The 17,272-nt window shown below is 72.8% G+C and carries 13 protein-coding genes; 3 read left to right on the forward strand and 10 right to left on the reverse strand.

Features of this window, described 5'->3' with window-relative positions:
• Positions 1-101: 101 nt before the first annotated feature.
• The 9 genes from ABEA82_RS21930 to ABEA82_RS21970 all read right to left on the reverse strand — a co-directional run bounded on the left by ABEA82_RS21930 (position 102) and on the right by ABEA82_RS21970 (position 12,886).
• Positions 102-1,034, reverse strand: coding sequence for a S66 peptidase family protein (locus ABEA82_RS21930; RefSeq protein WP_345663271.1), 933 nt, complete (start codon positions 1,032-1,034; stop codon positions 102-104).
• Complete coding sequence (locus tag ABEA82_RS21935; protein ID WP_345663272.1) at positions 1,031-3,040, reverse strand: prolyl oligopeptidase family serine peptidase; 2,010 nt, start codon at positions 3,038-3,040, stop codon at positions 1,031-1,033. The genes ABEA82_RS21930 and ABEA82_RS21935 overlap by 4 nt, the downstream gene beginning before the upstream one ends.
• A 16-nt stretch (positions 3,041-3,056) precedes the next feature.
• Complete coding sequence (locus ABEA82_RS21940; protein ID WP_345663273.1) at positions 3,057-4,370, reverse strand: M20/M25/M40 family metallo-hydrolase; 1,314 nt, start codon at positions 4,368-4,370, stop codon at positions 3,057-3,059.
• Positions 4,363-5,196, reverse strand: a complete 834-nt coding sequence (locus ABEA82_RS21945; RefSeq protein ID WP_345663274.1) for a M55 family metallopeptidase — start codon at positions 5,194-5,196, stop codon at positions 4,363-4,365. Before ABEA82_RS21945 ends, ABEA82_RS21940 begins: the two co-directional genes overlap by 8 nt.
• 74 nt (positions 5,197-5,270) lie before the next feature.
• On the reverse strand, positions 5,271-6,347 hold the full coding sequence (locus ABEA82_RS21950; RefSeq protein WP_345663275.1) for an SGNH/GDSL hydrolase family protein: 1,077 nt from the start codon (positions 6,345-6,347) through the stop codon (positions 5,271-5,273).
• A gap of 107 nt (positions 6,348-6,454) precedes the next feature.
• Positions 6,455-7,180 carry a class I SAM-dependent methyltransferase gene (locus ABEA82_RS21955; RefSeq protein ID WP_345663276.1) on the reverse strand — a complete coding sequence of 242 codons (726 nt, stop codon included), beginning with the start codon at positions 7,178-7,180 and terminating at the stop codon, positions 6,455-6,457.
• 125 nt (positions 7,181-7,305) lie between these two features.
• Positions 7,306-9,753 carry a SpoIIE family protein phosphatase gene (locus ABEA82_RS21960; protein WP_345663277.1) on the reverse strand — a complete coding sequence of 816 codons (2,448 nt, stop codon included), beginning with the start codon at positions 9,751-9,753 and terminating at the stop codon, positions 7,306-7,308.
• 145 nt (positions 9,754-9,898) lie between these two features.
• On the reverse strand, positions 9,899-12,289 hold the full coding sequence (locus tag ABEA82_RS21965) for an MFS transporter (RefSeq protein ID WP_345663278.1): 2,391 nt from the start codon (positions 12,287-12,289) through the stop codon (positions 9,899-9,901).
• Between the two features lie 153 nt (positions 12,290-12,442).
• The gene (locus ABEA82_RS21970) at positions 12,443-12,886 is read right to left on the reverse strand and encodes an SRPBCC family protein (protein ID WP_345663279.1); all 444 of its coding nucleotides are present in this window, start codon (positions 12,884-12,886) and stop codon (positions 12,443-12,445) included.
• A gap of 170 nt (positions 12,887-13,056) precedes the next feature.
• On the opposite strand from ABEA82_RS21970, the gene ABEA82_RS21975 reads away from it, so the two are divergent.
• From ABEA82_RS21975 to ABEA82_RS21985, 3 genes are all read left to right on the forward strand, one after another.
• On the forward strand, positions 13,057-14,097 hold the full coding sequence (locus ABEA82_RS21975) for an Rv2578c family radical SAM protein (RefSeq protein WP_345663280.1): 1,041 nt from the start codon (positions 13,057-13,059) through the stop codon (positions 14,095-14,097).
• Between the two features lie 150 nt (positions 14,098-14,247).
• The gene (locus tag ABEA82_RS21980; RefSeq protein WP_345663281.1) at positions 14,248-15,825 is read left to right on the forward strand and encodes an alpha/beta hydrolase; all 1,578 of its coding nucleotides are present in this window, start codon (positions 14,248-14,250) and stop codon (positions 15,823-15,825) included.
• A gap of 63 nt (positions 15,826-15,888) precedes the next feature.
• A complete protein-coding gene (locus ABEA82_RS21985; protein ID WP_345663282.1) occupies positions 15,889-16,443 on the forward strand; it encodes a GNAT family N-acetyltransferase in 555 nt (184 codons plus the stop codon).
• Positions 16,444-16,445: 2 nt separating this feature from the next.
• Here ABEA82_RS21985 and ABEA82_RS21990 read toward each other — a convergent pair whose 3' ends face one another.
• Entirely contained in the window at positions 16,446-17,021 is a 576-nt protein-coding gene (locus ABEA82_RS21990) for an adenylosuccinate lyase (protein WP_345663283.1), read from the reverse strand.
• Between the last annotated feature and the right edge of the window lie 251 nt (positions 17,022-17,272).

A 17,272-nucleotide genomic window follows, 5' to 3' on the forward strand; every position in this document is an offset into this window, starting at 1 on the left:
ACCGACCAGTAGGTACTGGCCGGTAGTCATGGTGTGACACGTGTCAGGAGGCGTCAATCACCGAAACGAGGGTTCTTGACAGGATTTCAGTGGCGGCGTCCTCAGCTCAGAGCCGGTTCGTCGAGCGTCAACGTGCCCGCTATGACGTCCAGTTCGGCCGAGGCGCCGAGCGGCATGGTCAGCGCGCCGTCGCAGTGCCCGAACCCGAACTCCTCCACGACCGGGACCCCGAGGCCGCCGAGCCGGTCGGCGAGGACCGCCCGCAGCTCCTCGGAGGGTCCGCACGACGCCCACGAGCCGAGCACGATTCCGGCGACCCCGTCCAGCCAGCCGGAGCGCAGGAGTTGCGTCAGGTACCGGTCGAGGCGGTACGGGCTCTCGCCGACGTCCTCGATCAGCAGCAGCCCGCCCCCGGCCCCGGCGCGCGTGTGCGGGGTGCCGAGGTCGCTCGCGAGCAGGCTCAGACAGCCGCCCAGCGTGACGCCCCGGGCCCGGCCCGGCACCAGCACTCCGCCGCCCGGGGGCACGGCGGTGACGGTCCGTACGGACTCGGGGTCGAAGAGGGTGGCCCGCAGATGGTCCTGGGCCCGGGCGTTCTTCAGGAAGTCGACGCCGGCCGCCGCCGGGCCGTACAGGGTGACCAGTCCGAGGCGGGTGGCGAACGCCTGGTGCAGCACGGTGATGTCGCTGAACCCGGCGAACACCTTCGGCCCCGCCGCCCGCATCGCGTCCCAGTCCAGCAGGTCGACCATGCGCTGCGCGCCGTACCCGCCCCGGGCGCACAGCACCGCGGCGACGGCCGGATCGCACCAGGCGTCCTGGAGGTCGCCGGCCCGCTCGGCGTCGGTGCCGGCCAGGTAGCCCAACGCGTCGTGCCGGCCGAGCACATGGGGCATCACCAGCGGGTCGAGGTCCCAGCCGCGCAGGACGTCGAGCCCGGCCTGGAGCCGCTCCTCGGGCACGGGCCCGCTGGGCGCGACGACGGCCACGCGGGCACCGGGGGCGAGTCGGGGCGGTCGCAGCAGCTGTCTCATGCGGAGTTCCATGGGGAGGGCCCCAGCTCAAGGGGCGGGATGCCGGGCGGTTTCAGGTCGAACACCTGGGCGTAGAGGGACAGTTCGGTCTCCAGGGCGCGCACCATGGTCTCCGCCCGCCGGAACCCGTGCCCCTCCCCCTCGAAGGCGAGGTAGGCGTGCGGCACCGGCCGGTCCCCCAGCCGGGCCAGGAACCGTTCGCACTGCACGGGCGGGCAGATCACGTCGTCCAGGCCCTGGAGCAGCAGGAAGGGCACGGCGAGGCGGTCGGCGTGGGTGGCGGGCGAGCGCTCCGCGTACCGCGCGGGCACCTCGGCGAGCGGTCCGATGAGGCTCTCCAGGTACCGCGACTCGAAGTCGTGGGTCTCCCCCGTGCCCCAGCCGGTGAGGTCCAGGATGGGGTACTTGATCGTGCCGCAGGCGTAGACGCCGGTCGTGGTGAGCGAGGCGGCCGCGGTCCAGCCGCCGGCGCTGCCGCCCCGGACTGCGAGGCGGCCGCGGTCGGCGGTGCCCTCCTCTGCGAGGGCCAGGGCGACGGCGGCGCAGTCCTCGACGTCCACCACGCCCCACTGCTCGCGCAGCCGCTCGCGGTACGGGCGGCCGTAGCCCGTGGAGCCGCCGTAGTTCACCTCGGCGACGCCGATGCCGCGCGAGGTGAAGTAGGCGATCTCCAGGTCGAGCACGAGGGGCGCGCGGCCGGTGGGCCCGCCGTGCGCCCAGACGACGTACGGCGGCAGCTCGTCACCGGGCGCGACACAGCCGGGGTGGTGGGGCGGGTAGATGTGGGCGTGGATGTCGCGTCCGTCCGGACCGGTGAAGGTACGGATCTGCGGCTCGGGATAGTAGGCGGGGTCCACGGCGTCGTCGTGCCCGGCGCCGATCACGCGGGCCCGTCCGGTGCGGGCGTCCAGCTCCACGACCTCGTAGGCGCTGCGCGGGCTGGCCCCCACGGCGACGACCCTCCCCCACCCGCCGGGCGGGGGGACCCCCGGCTCGCCGCGCTCGCCGTGGGCGGCGAGGGTGGGCGCGAACTCGGTCCAGGGTCCGGCCGCGTCGACGACCTCGCCCGTCTCGGGGTCGAGCAGCCCGAGGGCGGTGGCGCCCCGGCCGTGCACGACGGCGATCATTCCGCTCGCGAGCGGGGTGAACCATCGTGAGCCCAGCTTCCACAGCGCCCCGCCGAACTCCTCCTCGCGCGGGCACACAGGCTCGTCGTCGAGGTAGAGGTTCCACCAGCCGCTGCGGTCGCTCGCGTGCAGCAGCCGGCCGTCGTGGGTCCAGTCCACCTGGGCGATGGACTCCCCGGGACCGCCGGCCACGGTCCGGGCGCTGTGCAGAGTGCCGTCGGGGCCGGTTTCGGCGAGGACCAGTTCGGTGCCGTCCCAGGGCATGCGCGGATGGTCCCAGGCGAGCCAGGCGGCGCGCCGCCCGTCGGGCGAGAGCTTCGGCCCGGTGACGAACCGGTGCCGGCCGTCGGTGAGTTCGCGTACGGCGGCGCGGTCCCGGGCGGCGGAGCCGTCGAGCGGGACGGCGGCGAGGACACGGCGGACGTCGGTGGGGCCTTCGCCGGTGAACTCCTCCAGCACACACCAGACCTCGCCCCGCTCGGGCCGCACCTGGGGCTCCGCCCAGCGCAGCCCGGCGCCCACCGGGGACACGGGCGTGAGCGGGCGCGGTCGCCCGCCCGGTTCCCAGCGGTACAGCCGCTGGTCGGCGAAGTTCACGAACACCACCAGCGGGCCGTCGTCGCCCGTGAGGGCGGCCCAGGGGTGTCCGCCGTACTCGATGACCCGGCTGCGCACGTTCCATGGGGCGGGCAGCAGCGACTCCTCCGTGCCGTCGGCGTGCCGCCGCACCAGGGCGCGCCGGCCGCCCTCGGCGGGGCGCGGCTCGGTCCACCACACCTCGTCGCCCACGAAGTCCACCCACTCCGGGTGCCCGTCGTGCGCGGCGGCCAGGGCCGCGTCGATGGGCGAGGGCCACGACCCGTACGCCAGCTTCCGCACCTTCTCCCCCGCTCGCCTAGGCCGTCCGCAGGAACCGGTCGAGCACCCGCACACCGAAGTGCAGCGCCTCGACGGGGACCCGCTCGTCGACGCCGTGGAACATGGCCCCGTAGTCGTAGCCCTCCGGCAGCTTCAGCGGTGTGAAGCCGTAGCCGGTGATGCCGAGGCGGGAGAACTGCTTGGCGTCCGTGCCGCCGGACATGCAGTACGGCACCACGTGCCCCTCCGGGGCGAACTCCTCGACGGCGGCCCGCATCCGGGCGAACGTCGCCGAGTCCACCGGCGACTCCAGGGCGACCTCGCGGTGGTGGAACTCCCACGCCACGTCCGGCCCGGTGAGCCGGTCGAGGGTGTCGCGGAACTCCTCCTCGCCGCCGGGCAGGTACCGGCCGTCCACGTGGGCCACGGCCTCCCCGGGAATGACATTGATCTTGTAACCGGCCTCCAGCATGGTCGGGTTGGCGCTGTTGCGGACGGTCGGCTCGACGAGCCTGGCGGCCGGACCCAGCTTCTCCAGCAGTGCGTCCACGTCGGTGAGGTCGGTCTCGATGCCGTACAGCGCGGCGAGTTCGGTGAGCGCGGCCCGCACGGTCGGGGTCAGCCGCAACGGCCACGCGTGGGCGCCGATCCGCGCGACGGCACCGGCGAGGCGGGTCACGGCGTTGTCCCGGTTCACCTTGGAGCCGTGCCCGGCGCGTCCGCGCGCGGTGAGCTTCAGCCAGGCGGTGCCGCGTTCCCCGGCGGCGATCGGGTAGATGTGCCGCCCGTTGCCGTCGTGGAAGGTGAAGGCGCCCGACTCGCTGATGCCCTCGGTGCAGCCCTCGAACAGTCCGGCGTGCTCGTCGGCGAGGAACCCGGAGCCGTCCTCGGCGCTGGCCTCCTCGTCCGCGGTGAACGCGATGACGACGTCCCGGCGGGGCCGCACGCCCTGACGCGCCCAGGCGCGCACGACGGCGAGGATCATCGCGTCCATGTTCTTCATGTCCACGGCGCCGCGCCCCCAGACGACGCCGTCGCGGATCTCCCCCGAGAACGGATGCACGCTCCAGTCGACGGCCGCCGCGGGCACGACGTCCAGATGGCCGTGCAGCAGCAGTGCGTCGGCCGAGGGGTCGGTGCCCTCGACGCGGGCGACGACGTTGGTGCGGCCCTTGGCGCGCTCCAGGAGCGTCGGCTCGATCCCGGCCTCGGCCAGCCGGGCGGCGGCGTACTCGGCGGCGGGCCGCTCATGGCAGTCGCCCCCGCCCCTGTTCGTGGTGTCGATCCGGATCAGGTCGGACGTGAACGTCACGACCTCGTCCAGCGCCGGCCCGTCGATCTGCTCAGCCATACTGCTCCTCCACCGCGGCCGAGACGATCGTGGTGACCGCCTTGAAGGCGCGGATGCCCTCGTACATGGTCCCGGTCGTGTACGCCACCTTCCGCTCCCCGATCCGGTCCACACCCGGCACGACCGTGGCGGCCATCGCCAGGTGCTCGGCGTCGAACTCCACGGCGACCGTGAACGGGCCACCGCGCACCGGCTCGTGCCGCACCGCGAGCGAGGCGGCCTCCTTGGCCGCGGCCCGGATGTCCGCGGCGGTACGGGCGGGCGTACGGCACACGGCCGCGTACCGCGAGACGTGGTCCTTCACCGCGACCTTCAGCGCCCCGGGCGCGTACCCGAGCGCGTCCTCGCAGGCCACGTCGTCCCCGGTGACCAGGACGACCGGCACCCCGTACTCGGCGACGACATGGGCGTTGAGCAGCCCCTCGCTCGCCCGTACGTCGTTCAGCCACACGCCCGTGATGGAGTTCGCGAGGTAGGTGTGGGCGAGGACGCCCTCCATGCCGGCGCCCGCGTGGTAGCCGACGAACGCGACGCCGTCGACGTCGCCGTGTTGCACGCCCTCCACCATGGACAGCTCCTTGTGCCGCCCGGTGAGCAGCCGGGCCCGGTCGTCGAGCCGCTCCAGCAGGAGGTTGCGCATCGACCAGTGGGCCTCGTTGATGATCACCTCGTCGGCGCCGCCGTCGAAGAAGCCGAGCACGGCGGCGTTGACGTCCGAGGTGAACAGCGACCGGCAGCGCTCCCACTGCGAGGCGCCGGGCACCACGTCGTCCGGCCAGGTGACACCGGTGGCGCCCTCCATGTCGGCGCTGACGAGGATTCTCATGACGAGCGGTCCCGGATGGAGATGTTCATGGTTCGTCACGTTACGCGCTGCGGGCGGAACCGGCTACGAGCTGCTCACCAACGGATCGGCAGGTCGTGCAGGAACGCGGTCAGCCGGTCGGCGAGGAGACGGTGATCGGAGGCCGAGTAGTGCCAGTGGCAGCCCGTGTGGTCGAGGCCCGTGTCGTCGAGGGGCCAGTAGCGGACCCGGCGGTCGCCCGCGCCCGCGCGTTCTTCGACCACCTGCTTGACATGTCCCGCGAACGGACCGGCGCCGACGGCCACGAGGGTGGTTCCGGGCCCGTAGCGCGTGCGGAGCTTGTGGAGGAAGCCGCTGTAGGCGCTCCGGTAGGCGGCGGCGAGACTCTCGTCCGTCCACGGTTCGCCCGGGCCGACGGGGGTCGAGAAGTCGTTGGTGCCGAGGTGGACCACCACGAGCCCCGGCCGCCAGGTGCCCGGGTTCTGCCAGACGTCGCCCGGGACGTTCAGCAGCGCGCGGTCGTAGAAGGTGCGGTAGGTGACGTCCGGTGAGCCGCCGTTGTAGTTGCGCACCATGCCGAGGCCCGAGTAGGCGTTGAGCTGGTAGTCCGCGCGCAGCCTGCGTGCGGTGAGGGCGCCGTAGCTGACGTCGGCGTCGGTGGTGCGCTTGAGCTGCTCGCCGTCGCAGTCGCGGGAGGTCGAGAGGTTGCCGTAGCCGGCGGTGAGGGAGTCTCCGACGAACTCGATCTGGCGGCCGCGCGCGGCCGGCCTGGCGAGCACCGCGCCGCCGGGCGCGGCGACGAAGCCGCCGAACGCGCTGGTGCTCCAGGGGGTGTCGTTGCGTTTGACGAGCCGGACGGTGTGCACGCCGTCCCGCAGACCGTTGACCCAGTGGGTGGTCCTGCCCGGGGTGACCAGGGTGGCGACGGTGGCCCCGTCGACCTGGACGTCGTAGTCGGCGGCCGGGTCGTCGAGCACGACGCCCACGCCGGTGCCCCGGATCCGGCCCTCGAAGTACACGCCGGGCCAGCTGTACCGGAGCATGTCTCCGGCGGCCTTGACCCGTCCGGCGGTGTGCACGCTCGCCGCCGGCCCGTCCGTGTGCGGCGTGGCGGCGGTGGCGACCGCGGACGTGCCGGTCAGCACCATCGCCGCCGCAGACGCGACCAGCATCCGTAACCAGGGCAACGGCATGGCTGTCCTCCGGGGGACGAGGCAGGTGCACGGGCGGGTGAAGAGTGACCGTACACCGACAAAACGGCGCCCACCAGACCGCTGGCTCAGACCTCGCGCCCCGCCAGCAGCCACCTGGAAGGCAGCTCGACACGCACCCCGTCGGGGCGGTACTCCGTGGTCGCGAGGGGCAGTTCGCCGCTCGCCAGGACGGCGAGTCCGGCCGAGCGCAGGAACTCGGGCACGGCGTCGTCGGAGACGTCGGCGGGAGCGATGCCGTGCCGGAAGACGGGCGCGAGCTTGGGCGGCGGACCGTCGGGCCCGCTCGCCAGGCCCGTCAGCACCGGCTTGGCGGCGCCCGAGAGCTCCACGAGGAAGGCCCGGCCCCGTTCGCCCACCAGCGTGGCGATCCCGTCCACGAGCGACTGCCGGTCCTCGGACTCGCACTGGTGCAGGACGCCCCGCATGTAGACGTTGCTGTCACCGAGCTCCGCGTGCAGGGCCTGCGCCTCGCTCTTCTCGGCGGCGTCCAGCTGCCGGTAGACGGCCTGGCCCGCCGGGTCGGCCCGCCGCGCGTGGTCCAGGGCCGCGGCCGACAGGTCGGCGCCCACGACGCGCGGGAAGCGGCCGGCGAGGAAGCGGGTCTGGGTGCCGTTGCCGCAGCCGAGGTCCACCAGCGGCAGCGCGGGATCGGCCAGCTGTGGTTCGAACAGGGCGAGGTGCGGTCCGGCCGTCAGCGCCGGTTCCGCGTCCCAGAACACCGCCCCGGGTTCGGCGGGCGCCGCACGCCAGAACCCCTCCCAGGCCTCCCGGTACCGATTCGTCACGCTCATGCCCAACTCCCCAGGGTGCGAACGAATCCCGCCATGTGACGGGCGAGTACGGTGTACCGCGCCCTGGCCACGGTCACAAGGACGTGGCGTGTTCCTTCACTTGCCGTTCGATCCCCGGGTGTTCTTCAGCGGCGTGGCAGCGTCAGCTCGAACCAGACCGTCTTGCCCGCTCTGGTCCGGCTGGTGCCCCACTCCCGGGACAGCGTGCTGACGACCCTCAGTCCGCGTCCGATGTCGTCGAGCGGGCCCGTGTCGAGCAGTGTCGGCAGCTCGTGGTCGTCGTCGTCCACCTCGCACAGCAGGGTGTCGCCGCGGACCAGGCGCAGTTCGACGGGGCGGGCGTGGGAGTGCCGCAGGGCGTTGGTGACCAGTTCGCTGACCATCAGCTCGGCGGGCGGGACCAGCCTCGCCAGGCCCCAGTCGTGGAGTTGTTCGCGCACCGCCGCGCGGGCCCGGGCGGCCTCGGCCGGGTCGAGGGCGAGCCGCCACGTGGCGACGTCGTCCGGCTCGATGCCGTTCAGGCGGGCCATCAGCAGGGCCACGTCGTCCTTGCGGCCGCCGCTCGTGTTGAGGGCACGGATGATGGTGTCGCACGCGTCGTCCATGGACGCGGCCGGATGGGCGGCCGACTCGCAGAGCGTCGCGAGGCCCACGCCGATGTCCTCGCCGCGCATCTCGACCAGCCCGTCGGTGCACATCACCAGCCGGTCACCGGGCTCCACCCGCACCCGCACCGCCTCGAAGGGCACCCCGCCGACGCCGATGGGCGCACCCGTGGGCAGGTCCAGCAGTTCGCTGCGGCCGTCCTCGGCACGGACCAGGACGGGCGGTATGTGACCGGCGTTGGCCAGGCTCAGATCACCCGCGATCGGGTCGTAGACGGCGTACAGACAGGTCGCGAGGTAGGTGTCGCCGAGGCGCTGGGCGAGGTCGTCGAGGTTGCGCAGCAGCTGGGCGGGCGGCAGGTCGAGTCCGGCCATGGTGTGCACGGCCGTCCGCAACTGGCCCATCTTGGCGGCCGAGTTCAGGCCGTGGCCCATGACGTCGCCGACGACGAACGCGGTGCGGCCGCCGGGCAGCTTCACCGCGTCGAACCAGTCGCCGCCGACCCGCCCGAGCAGCGTGCCCGGCAGATAGCGGGTGGCGATGTCGCAGCCCGCCATGCGCGACGGGATGTGCGGCAGCATGCTGTCCTGGAGCGTCTCGGCGACGTTCTCCTGGAACGTGTACATGCGCGCGTTGTCGAGCACGAGGCCCGCGCGGGCGGCGAGTTCGGCGCCGGTGACCCGGTCCATGTCGTTGAAGACGGGCCGCTCCGGGTGCCGCAGCAGGATCATGAACCCCAGGACGACGTTGCGCGCCTTCAGCGGCACGACGAGCATCGAGCGGCCGGTGATCAGCGGCCGGATGTCGCGCTTCTCGAACTGCGCGGCGATGGCGTGGCCCATCTCCTCGCTGATGCGCGGCACCAGGACGGGTTCGCCGGTGGTCATGCACTGGAAGAACGGCGTGTGGGCCGGGAACGGCATGGCCTCACCGACGGGTACGACGTCGTCCCAGCGGCCGGGCTCGTCGGTGTGCTCGACGGCGACCCGGTGCCACATGGTCGTGGTGTCGGGCACGCCTTCCGGGAACCCCTCACCGGCGACGACCTGTTCGCGCAGGTAGGTGCCGGCGACGTCGGTGAAGCGGGGCACGACGGCCTTGCTGACCTCGATGATCGTGCGCGACAGGTCGAGGGAGGTACCGATGCGGCCGCTGACCTCGTTGAGGAACTCCAGGCGCTCGCGGACGGCGGCGTACTCCAGGTCCTCGCCCTCGTCGCGCAGTTCCTCCGGCAGGGGCTCGCCGGCCGCCAGGGCCTGTGCGGCCCGCTCGCGGCGCGCCTTGCGCTCGGCGCGCCGGGCCACCCCCCAGTCGGGGGTGACGGGCACCCGGTCGTTCTGGCTGAACTCCAGGACCGGGTAGCCGAGTTCGAGTACCTGCGCGACGATGCGGGCGCTCTCGCCGACGCTCATGCTGGGCAGGATCTCGGGCAGCCGGCGGGCGAGGTCCTTGGCCCCGGGGAAGTCGGTGTGCAGGGCGAAGCCGGGAGCGATCCGCTCGACCGGCCCGCCGCCGGTGCCGACGGCGCGCAGCCCGTCCGCGTCGGCGGCCAGCACGAGCAGCCGTTCGGGGCCGGGGCCGACCAGGGGGTAGGCCCACCACAGGACGTCGGCCCGGTCGCGTCCGGGCGCGGTGAGCCGGGCGCGGCCCGCCGCGGGGTAGGACAGCCCTCCGTCGAGGGAGGATTCGAGGTCGGGGCCGAGCCCGTCGTCCGCGTACGGGGTGGTGTCCTGTTCCTTGGGGAGCGCGCCGGAGACGGGGAGCAGGTCGAGGGCCGCGCGGCCGATCGCCTCTTCCCTGGGGAGGCCGAACAGACGCCGGGCGCCCCGGCTCCAGTGGGACACGAGGCCTTCGCGGTCGACGACGACCACGGCCAGGGGGACACGGCCGGGCTCGCTCGCTTCCCCCGCCGTGCCGTGTCCGGCCCCGGAGCCGGGGGATGTGTCCCTCTCGGTGCCACGGTCCATGGTCCAGGCCCTCTCTCCCCACGGATCCGCGAGATCTGTGCCGCCGTCACCACCGTACGGCGACCGCCGGTCGCCATGTGCGGCAATGCGGGAAATCGCTCGCGCGGGGTGCGCACCGGCGTGCGACCCCGCGCGCCGGTGCGGTTCAGTCCGCGTGTCCCAGCTGGAGGTCCCGCTCGGTGCGGCCGCCTCCGGCCACCTGGAGGACGGTCGCGACGGGCGGGTAACCGGCGGCGATGACGGTGTACTCGCCGGAGGACAGGTCGACGAACCGGAAGGTGCCGTCGGGGCCGGTGGTGAGGGTGTCGACGACGTTGCCCGCCACGTCCAGCAGGGTCACGCGCGCGTCCTCCACCGGCCGGCCTCCGCCGGCCCGGACGGTGCCGCGCAGCACGGCGCCGCCGGCCAGCTCGATGTCCCGGCGGGTCTCGCGGGCGGCCTGGACGGTGACGGGCAGCGCGGCCGGGCGGAAGGCGGGCGCGCTGGCGGCGAGGGTGTACTCGCCGGCCACCAGCTCGGTGATGACGTAGCCGCCCTCCCGGCCGCTGCGGGTGGTGGCCACGACCTCGCCGTGCACGTTGGTGAGCGTGACGGTGGCGTCCCGCACGGGTGTGCCGTCGGCGGTGACGACGCTGCCGACGAGGTTTCCGGCGCCGCCCAGGACGATGTCCAGTTCGACGGGGCGTTCGCCGACGGTCACCGAGACCGCCTGCGGCTGGTGGCCGCCCGCGGCGGCGATCAGCACGTAGGCACCCGGGCCCGGGGTGGCCAGGGCGTAGCGCCCGTCCTCGCCGCTCGCGACGCGCCCGGTCTGCTGTCCGGTGATGTCGATGAGGGTGAGCGCCGCGCGGGGCACGACGGTGCCGTCGTGGTGCTGCACCGAGCCGCAGACGGGGACGCCGGCGGCGTGGGGCGCGCGGGCCTGCGGGATCGGGGCGTTCCCGGGCGCCGTGTCCGGGTCGGTGACGGAGGCGTTGTGGGGCACCAGGGGTTTCTCCTTGAGGAAGAGGGCGATGACCAGTCCGAGGACCAGCACCGGCACCAGGTAGAGGAAGATCCGCGGCATGGCGTCGGCGTACGCCCGGACGTAGCCGTCGCGCAGGGCCGGGGGCAGGGTGTGCACGAGCTGCGGGGTGATGGACTCCGGGTCGGGGAACCGGGTGCCCGCGCGCGGGGGGAGCCGGCGGGTCAGGGCGTCGCCGAGCCGGTCGGCGAAGAGGGTGCCGAAGACGGCGGCTCCGACGCTGCCGCCGATCTGCCGGAAGTAGTTGTTGGCGCTGGTGGCGGCGCCGAGGTCGGTGGGGCGCACCGAGTTCTGCACGGCGAGGATCAGGACCGGCATCACCATGCCGAAGCCGGCGCCGAGGACGGCCATCCAGATGCTGTAGTGCAGCCGCGGTGTGCCGACCTCGAGGCGGGACAGCAGCCACATGCCGGCGACGGAGAGGACGCCGCCGAGGATCGGGTAGGCCTTGTAGCGGCCGGTGTGGCTGATGAGCTGTCCGACGATGATCGAGGCGCCGACGATGCCCGCCATCATCGGCAGCATCAGCAGGCCCGACTCGGTGGCGGATGCGCCGTCGACCATCTGGAGGTACGTCGGCAGGTAGCCGGCGGCGCCGAACAGCCCGACGCCGGTCACCAGGCCGGCCAGCCCGGTGACGTTGAAGACGGAGTCCTTGAACAGCCGCAGCGGGATGAGGGGTTCGGCGGCGAAGCGCTCGGCGACGAGGAAGAGGACGGCGGCCAACGCCGCCCCGGCCCCGAGGCCGAGGATGATGCGCGAGTCCCAGGCGTACTCGGTGCCGCCCCAGCTGGTGAGCAGGACCAGGCAGGTGGAGGCGGCGGCCAGCAGCAGTGTGCCGAGGAGGTCCAGCCGGGCCCTGACGGCCGGTTTCGGGAGCTTCAGCGCGGCGGCGACGACGGCCAGGGTGACCAGCCCGAAGGGCACGTTGACGTAGAAGCACCAGCGCCAGGAGAGGTGGTCCGTGAAGTAGCCGCCGAGCAGGGGGCCGGCCACCGAGGCGAGACCGAAGGAGGCGCCGATCAGGCCCATGTAGCGGCCGCGCCGCCGGGGCGGCACGATGTCCGCGATGATCGCCTGCACGCCGATCATGAGGCCGCCCGCGCCGGCGCCCTGGAGAGCGCGGAAGGCGATCAGCTGGTCCATGGTCCGCGCCCGGCCCGCGAGCGCGGAGCCGGCGACGAACACGACGATCGCGAACTGGAAGACGCCCTTGCGGCCGAGCAGATCACCGAGCTTGCCGTAGACCGGCAGCCCGACCGTGGCGGTGAGCAGGTAGGCGGTGATCGCCCAGGACATCCGGTCCAGGCCGTGCAGCTCGCCGACGATCTTGGGCAGCGCGGTGGCGACGATCATCTGCTCCAGGGCGGCCAGGAGCAGGGCCAGCATGAGCGCGAGGAAGACCAGCCGCACCCGGCGGGGGCTGAGGCCGGAGCCGGGGGCCGCGGGCGGGGCGGGGCTGTCGGGAGGCGCCACCGCCGGTTCGTCCTGCGCCAGAGTGATCCCGCCCACCTACCGCTCCCCTCGTCGCGCTGCCGCACAATTCCCGCGTAAAAGCGACAACTACGAGCAAGCGCGACGAGTTACGGCACAAAGCCGAGCGGTACGGAGATCACCCGAACCGGTGAGGGGCTCAACGGCCCCTGCGGACGCGGGCCTTGGGAACTACTTCTCGACCTCGGCGGCGAGCTTGGCGAGCAGGGCGTCGTAGATCCGGCCGAGCCCCTTGGGGGCGAAGGTCTTCTCGAAGAAGCCGCCGATGCCGCCGGCGCCGGTCCAGGTGGTGGTCACGACGACCCGGGACCTGCCCTCGCCGGCCGGGGTGACCCGCCAGGTGGTGACCATGGAGGAGTTGCGGTCCTTCTCGACCAGCTCGCCGTCGGTGGGCTCGCTGACCTCCAGGAGGCAGTCGCGCACCCGCTTGCTGGTGGCCTGGAGCTTCCAGTGGACGAGGGTGCCCTCGCCGTCCCCGCCCTCCCGGACCTCGTACTCGCTGAACTGCTCGGGCATCAGCCTCGCGCGCGTGCCGCTGTAGTCGGCGAGGGCGTCGAACACCGTCTCCGCGTCCGCCGCGACGATCCGCTCCGTAGTGGCCTCGACCTGCGCCATCAGGTTCCTCCAGGACATGGTTGCTCGGGGGTCGGGGCAAGCCAACCACCCCGCTGCCCGGCCCCCCAAATCGGGGTGGCCGAACCCGGTCGAACGCGCTCGGAAAACACCCTCGCACAATCAAGGGAACATGTGTTCTATTCTGTGGGCAGTGCTACCGAGGAGGCGCCATGCGCTGGGAGAACCTCACAGCGGACTCCGAACACGGCCGGGCCGACGCCGCGCTGTTCGGCGCGGACGCGGTGACGACCCGTACCTTCGACACCCCGGAGTTCCGCGGGATCACCTTCCACGAGATACGAGCCCGGTCGATCATCAACCGGGTGCCCGCGGTGTCACGGATGTCGTTCCAGTGGACGGTCAATCCCTATCGGGGCTGCTCGCACGCGTGCGTGTACTGCTTCGCGCGCAAGACGCACAGCTATCTCGACCTGGACACGGGCCTCGGCTTCGACTCCCAGATCGTGGTCAAGACCAACGCTCCCGAGCTGCTGCGCCGGCAGCTCGGCTCGCGCCGCTGGCAGGGCGAGCACATCGCGATGGGCACCAACGTCGACTGCTACCAGCGCGCCGAGGGCCGCTACCGCCTGATGCCGGGCATCATCTCGGCCCTGCGCGACCACGCGAACCCCTTCTCGATCCTGACCAAGGGCACCCTGGTCCTGCGCGACCTGGAGCTGATCAGGCAGGCGGCGGAGGTGACCGACGTCGGCATATCCGTGTCGGTCGGCTTCACCGACCAGGAGCTGTGGCGGACCGTCGAGCCGGGCACGCCCCCGCCGGAGCGGCGCCTGGAGATCGTACGGACCTTCGGGGAGCACGGCATAGGCTGCGGCGTGCTCATGGCGCCGGTGATCCCGTTCCTGAGCGACCGTCCGGACCAACTGCGAGCGACCGTGCGGGCGATCGCGGCGTCCGGCGCCACGTCCGTCACGCCGCTGGTGCTGCATCTGCGGCCCGGCGCCCGCGAGTGGTTCATGAGCTGGCTGGAGCAGCACCACCCGCACCTGGTGCCCCGCTACCGGCGGCTGTACGCGGAGGGCTCCTACGCCCCGAAGTGGTACCAGCGCCGGATCACCCGTCAGGTGCACGAACTGGCCGAGGAGTACGGCATCGGGCCCACGCGCGCCGGGATGCCGCGGCGGATCCGGCCCCCGGAGGAGCCGGTGGAGCCCCCGGCGTCCGGGCCGACTCAACTCTCGCTCCTCTAGGAGCGTGCGGGCAGGAGCGTTCGGGCGCATCCGAAGATCCGATTGGGTCATTAATCGGCAGATCGTGTTCTTTCAGGACGGGTTGCCGGGACGATGCGGCGAGGACGGTGTTTCTCGCGGTCCTACATCCCGCCGTCCTGGGAGGACTCCATGAGAAAACGCGCAGCGGCGCTGTGCGGCGCCGCCGTCGTCATGGCCGGGACCTGCACGGCCGTTCCCGCCGAGGCGAAGGCACCGCGCATCGCGGACACCGTGCACGCCGCGAAGCCCGTCTGGAAGAAGTGCGCCACCAAGGACTACCCGGCGCTCCAGTGCGCGTCCCTCGAGGTGCCGCTCGACCACCGCAAGCCGCAGGGGCAGCAGATCACCCTCGCCCTGTCCCGCGTGCCCCACACCGCCCGGACGTATCAGGGCCCGCTGCTGGTCAACCCGGGCGGCCCCGGCGGCAGCGGACTGGGGCTCGCCGGGTTCGTCGCGTCCTCGCTGCCCCAGGAGGTCGCGGCCCAGTACGACATCATCGGCTTCGACCCGCGCGGCGTGGGGGCGAGCAAGCCGGCGCTGGACTGCAGGCCCGGCCACTTCGACCCGGTGCGCCCGGACACCGTGCCGACCACACCCGCCGTCGAGCGGGCCAACCTCGCCCGCGCCAGGTCCTTCACCGCCTCCTGCACCAAGAAGTACGCCCACCTCCTGCCCTACATCGACACGATCAGCGCCGTGCGCGACATGGACGCGATCCGGGAGGCCCTGGACGCGGACCGGCTCAACTACTTCGGTTACTCGTACGGCACCTACCTGGGCGCGGTCTACGCGAGGATGTTCCCCGAGCGGGTCCGGCGCCTGGTCCTGGACTCGGTCGTCTCCCCGACCGACGTCTGGTACGACGCCAACCTGTACCAGAACCTCGCCTTCAACGACCGCCACCGCGCCTTCATGGCGTGGGTCGCCAAGCACGACTCGACGTACAGGCTGGGCACCGACCCGGAGTACGTCGAGGTCAAGTGGTACGCCATGCGTGCGGCCCTGGCGAAGAAGCCGGCCGGCGGCATGGTGGGCGCCTCGGAACTGGAGGACACCTACATCCCGGGCGGCTACTACAACGGCTACTGGCCGATCCTGGCGGAGGCGTTCGCGGCGTACGTGAACGACAGGAACGCCGCTCCTCTCGTCGAGGCGTACCAGAACTTCGGCGCGATCGACCCCGTCGCCGACAACAGCTACAGCATCTACACCGCGGTGGAGTGCGGGGACACCTCCTGGCCTCGGGACTGGGGCCAGTGGCGTAGCGACAACTGGGCGATGTACGAGAAGGCGCCGTTCATGACCTGGAACAACGCCTGGTACAACGCGCCGTGCGCGTTCTGGCCGAGGGCCGCGCCGCGCCCGGTGAGCATCGCCAACGGCGAGCTGCCGCCCACCCTGCTGTTCCAGGCGACCGGAGACGCGGCCACCCCCTACGTGGGCGGTGTCTCCGTCCACCATCTGCTGGCGCGCTCCAGCCTGGTCGTCGAGGACGGCGGCGGCAACCACGGCATCACGCTGAGCGGGAACGCCTGCCTGGACAGGCACCTGGCGCGCTACCTGTCCGACGGCACCGTGCCCCGCGGGCAGGGTGTGGCCGACGCGGTGTGCGAGGCCCTGCCGGACCCGAAACCGGCCGCCACCAAGGCGGCGTCGACCTCCGCGGGCGGCTCGGTGCTCCACAGCCTGCTCGGCTTCCGGGGCTGAGCGCTAGACGGCTGACGGACCGTCGGGGTCAGGCCTGTCGGTGCCGTGGTCCAAGATGGGCCCATGCACGAGCCGACCGGAATGCACGGGGTGACGGGCCTTCGGATACGCGAGATGACGCTCGCCGACTGCGACCGGGTCGCCGAGATCCGGGTCGGTGGCTGGCAGAGCGCGTACCGGGGCCTGATCCCGCAGTCGTACCTGGACGGGCTCAGCGTCCGCGAGGACGCCGAGCGGCGTCGCACCCACCTCACGCGGTCCGACGGCAGTGTGGTGAACCTGGTCGCCGAGGGCACCGGCGGCGAGATCACCGGCTGGGCCTGCCACGGCCCGTACCGGGACGGTGAGGCCCTGACCCCGGACGCCGAGCTGTACGCCCTCTACGTCCATCCGGACCGGGTGGGGCAGGGCGTAGGGCGGGCACTGCTCACGGAGTCGGTCACACGCTGCTCCGCCGCCGGCCACGACCGCATGCTCCTGTGGGTCCTCCAGGAGAACAGCCGGGCGCGCCGGTTCTACGAGCGGGCCGGCTTCCACGCGGACGGCGCCGCGGAACCCTTCGAGGTCCAGGGTGTGACGGTCCCCGAGGTGCGCTACGCACGCACGCTCCCCCACTGACCTCACCGCTGCTTCGGGATCCGTCCCAGCGCCCGCACCGCCGCCTCGGCCAGCGCCGGATGCGCGAGGGCCTCGTTCAGCACGGGTCTGGCCCGCGCGTCGCCGAGGGTGCCGAGCCCGTCCACGCAGGCGAGGGCCACGCGGCGGTAGGGATCGTGCGGACGCAGCCGCCGCTGGAGCGTGGTGATCAGCGCGGGCACGGCCTCGGGGGCGCGCAGCTCGACCAGGAGCCGCACCGGGTGCAGCGCGTAGGCGACGCGCAGTTCGTTGGTGGCGAGAGCGGCGGCCGCGCGGGCGGTGCGCGGGTCTCCGAGGCGGGCGAGGGCGTGGGCGGCGGAGGCACAGCGCGGCGGATCGCGGTGGTTGAGCAGCAGGACCAGAGCCTCGAAGGCCCGCCGGTCCCGGGCGAGCCCCAGCCGGAACGCCGCCAGCTCCCTCGTCCAGAGCGGCTGCCCGGGTTCGGTCAGCAGCCCCGCCAGCGCGTCGAGATCGTCGGTCGCCACGAGCCGCTCGAAGGCGGGCGACGCCCCCGACTCCTGCCGTAAGCGCTCCGTGAGTGATCGCAACTCTTCGTCCATGACTGAGAGAGTAGGTGCGGGGTGAGCTGCGCGGGACGTACATCACAAAGACGAGGGCTGGCGCGCTCGTTACCCGCCAGTTAAGCTCAGACGAGCGAGTTACCCACTCGTGTTCTCCTCGCGGCGGTCTGGTGACGCGGCCATCGCGAGAGCAGTCGGTTCGGTACCTCGAGTACCGCGGTGTGACTCGGCCCCGGGACAGGGCCGGTCCTCCCTTCACCGGGCGTGTGCGCTTGCAGCCCGGCAACACC

This window comes from Streptomyces venetus, from assembly GCF_039540295.1.
GTDB lineage: Bacteria > Actinomycetota > Actinomycetes > Streptomycetales > Streptomycetaceae > Streptomyces > Streptomyces venetus.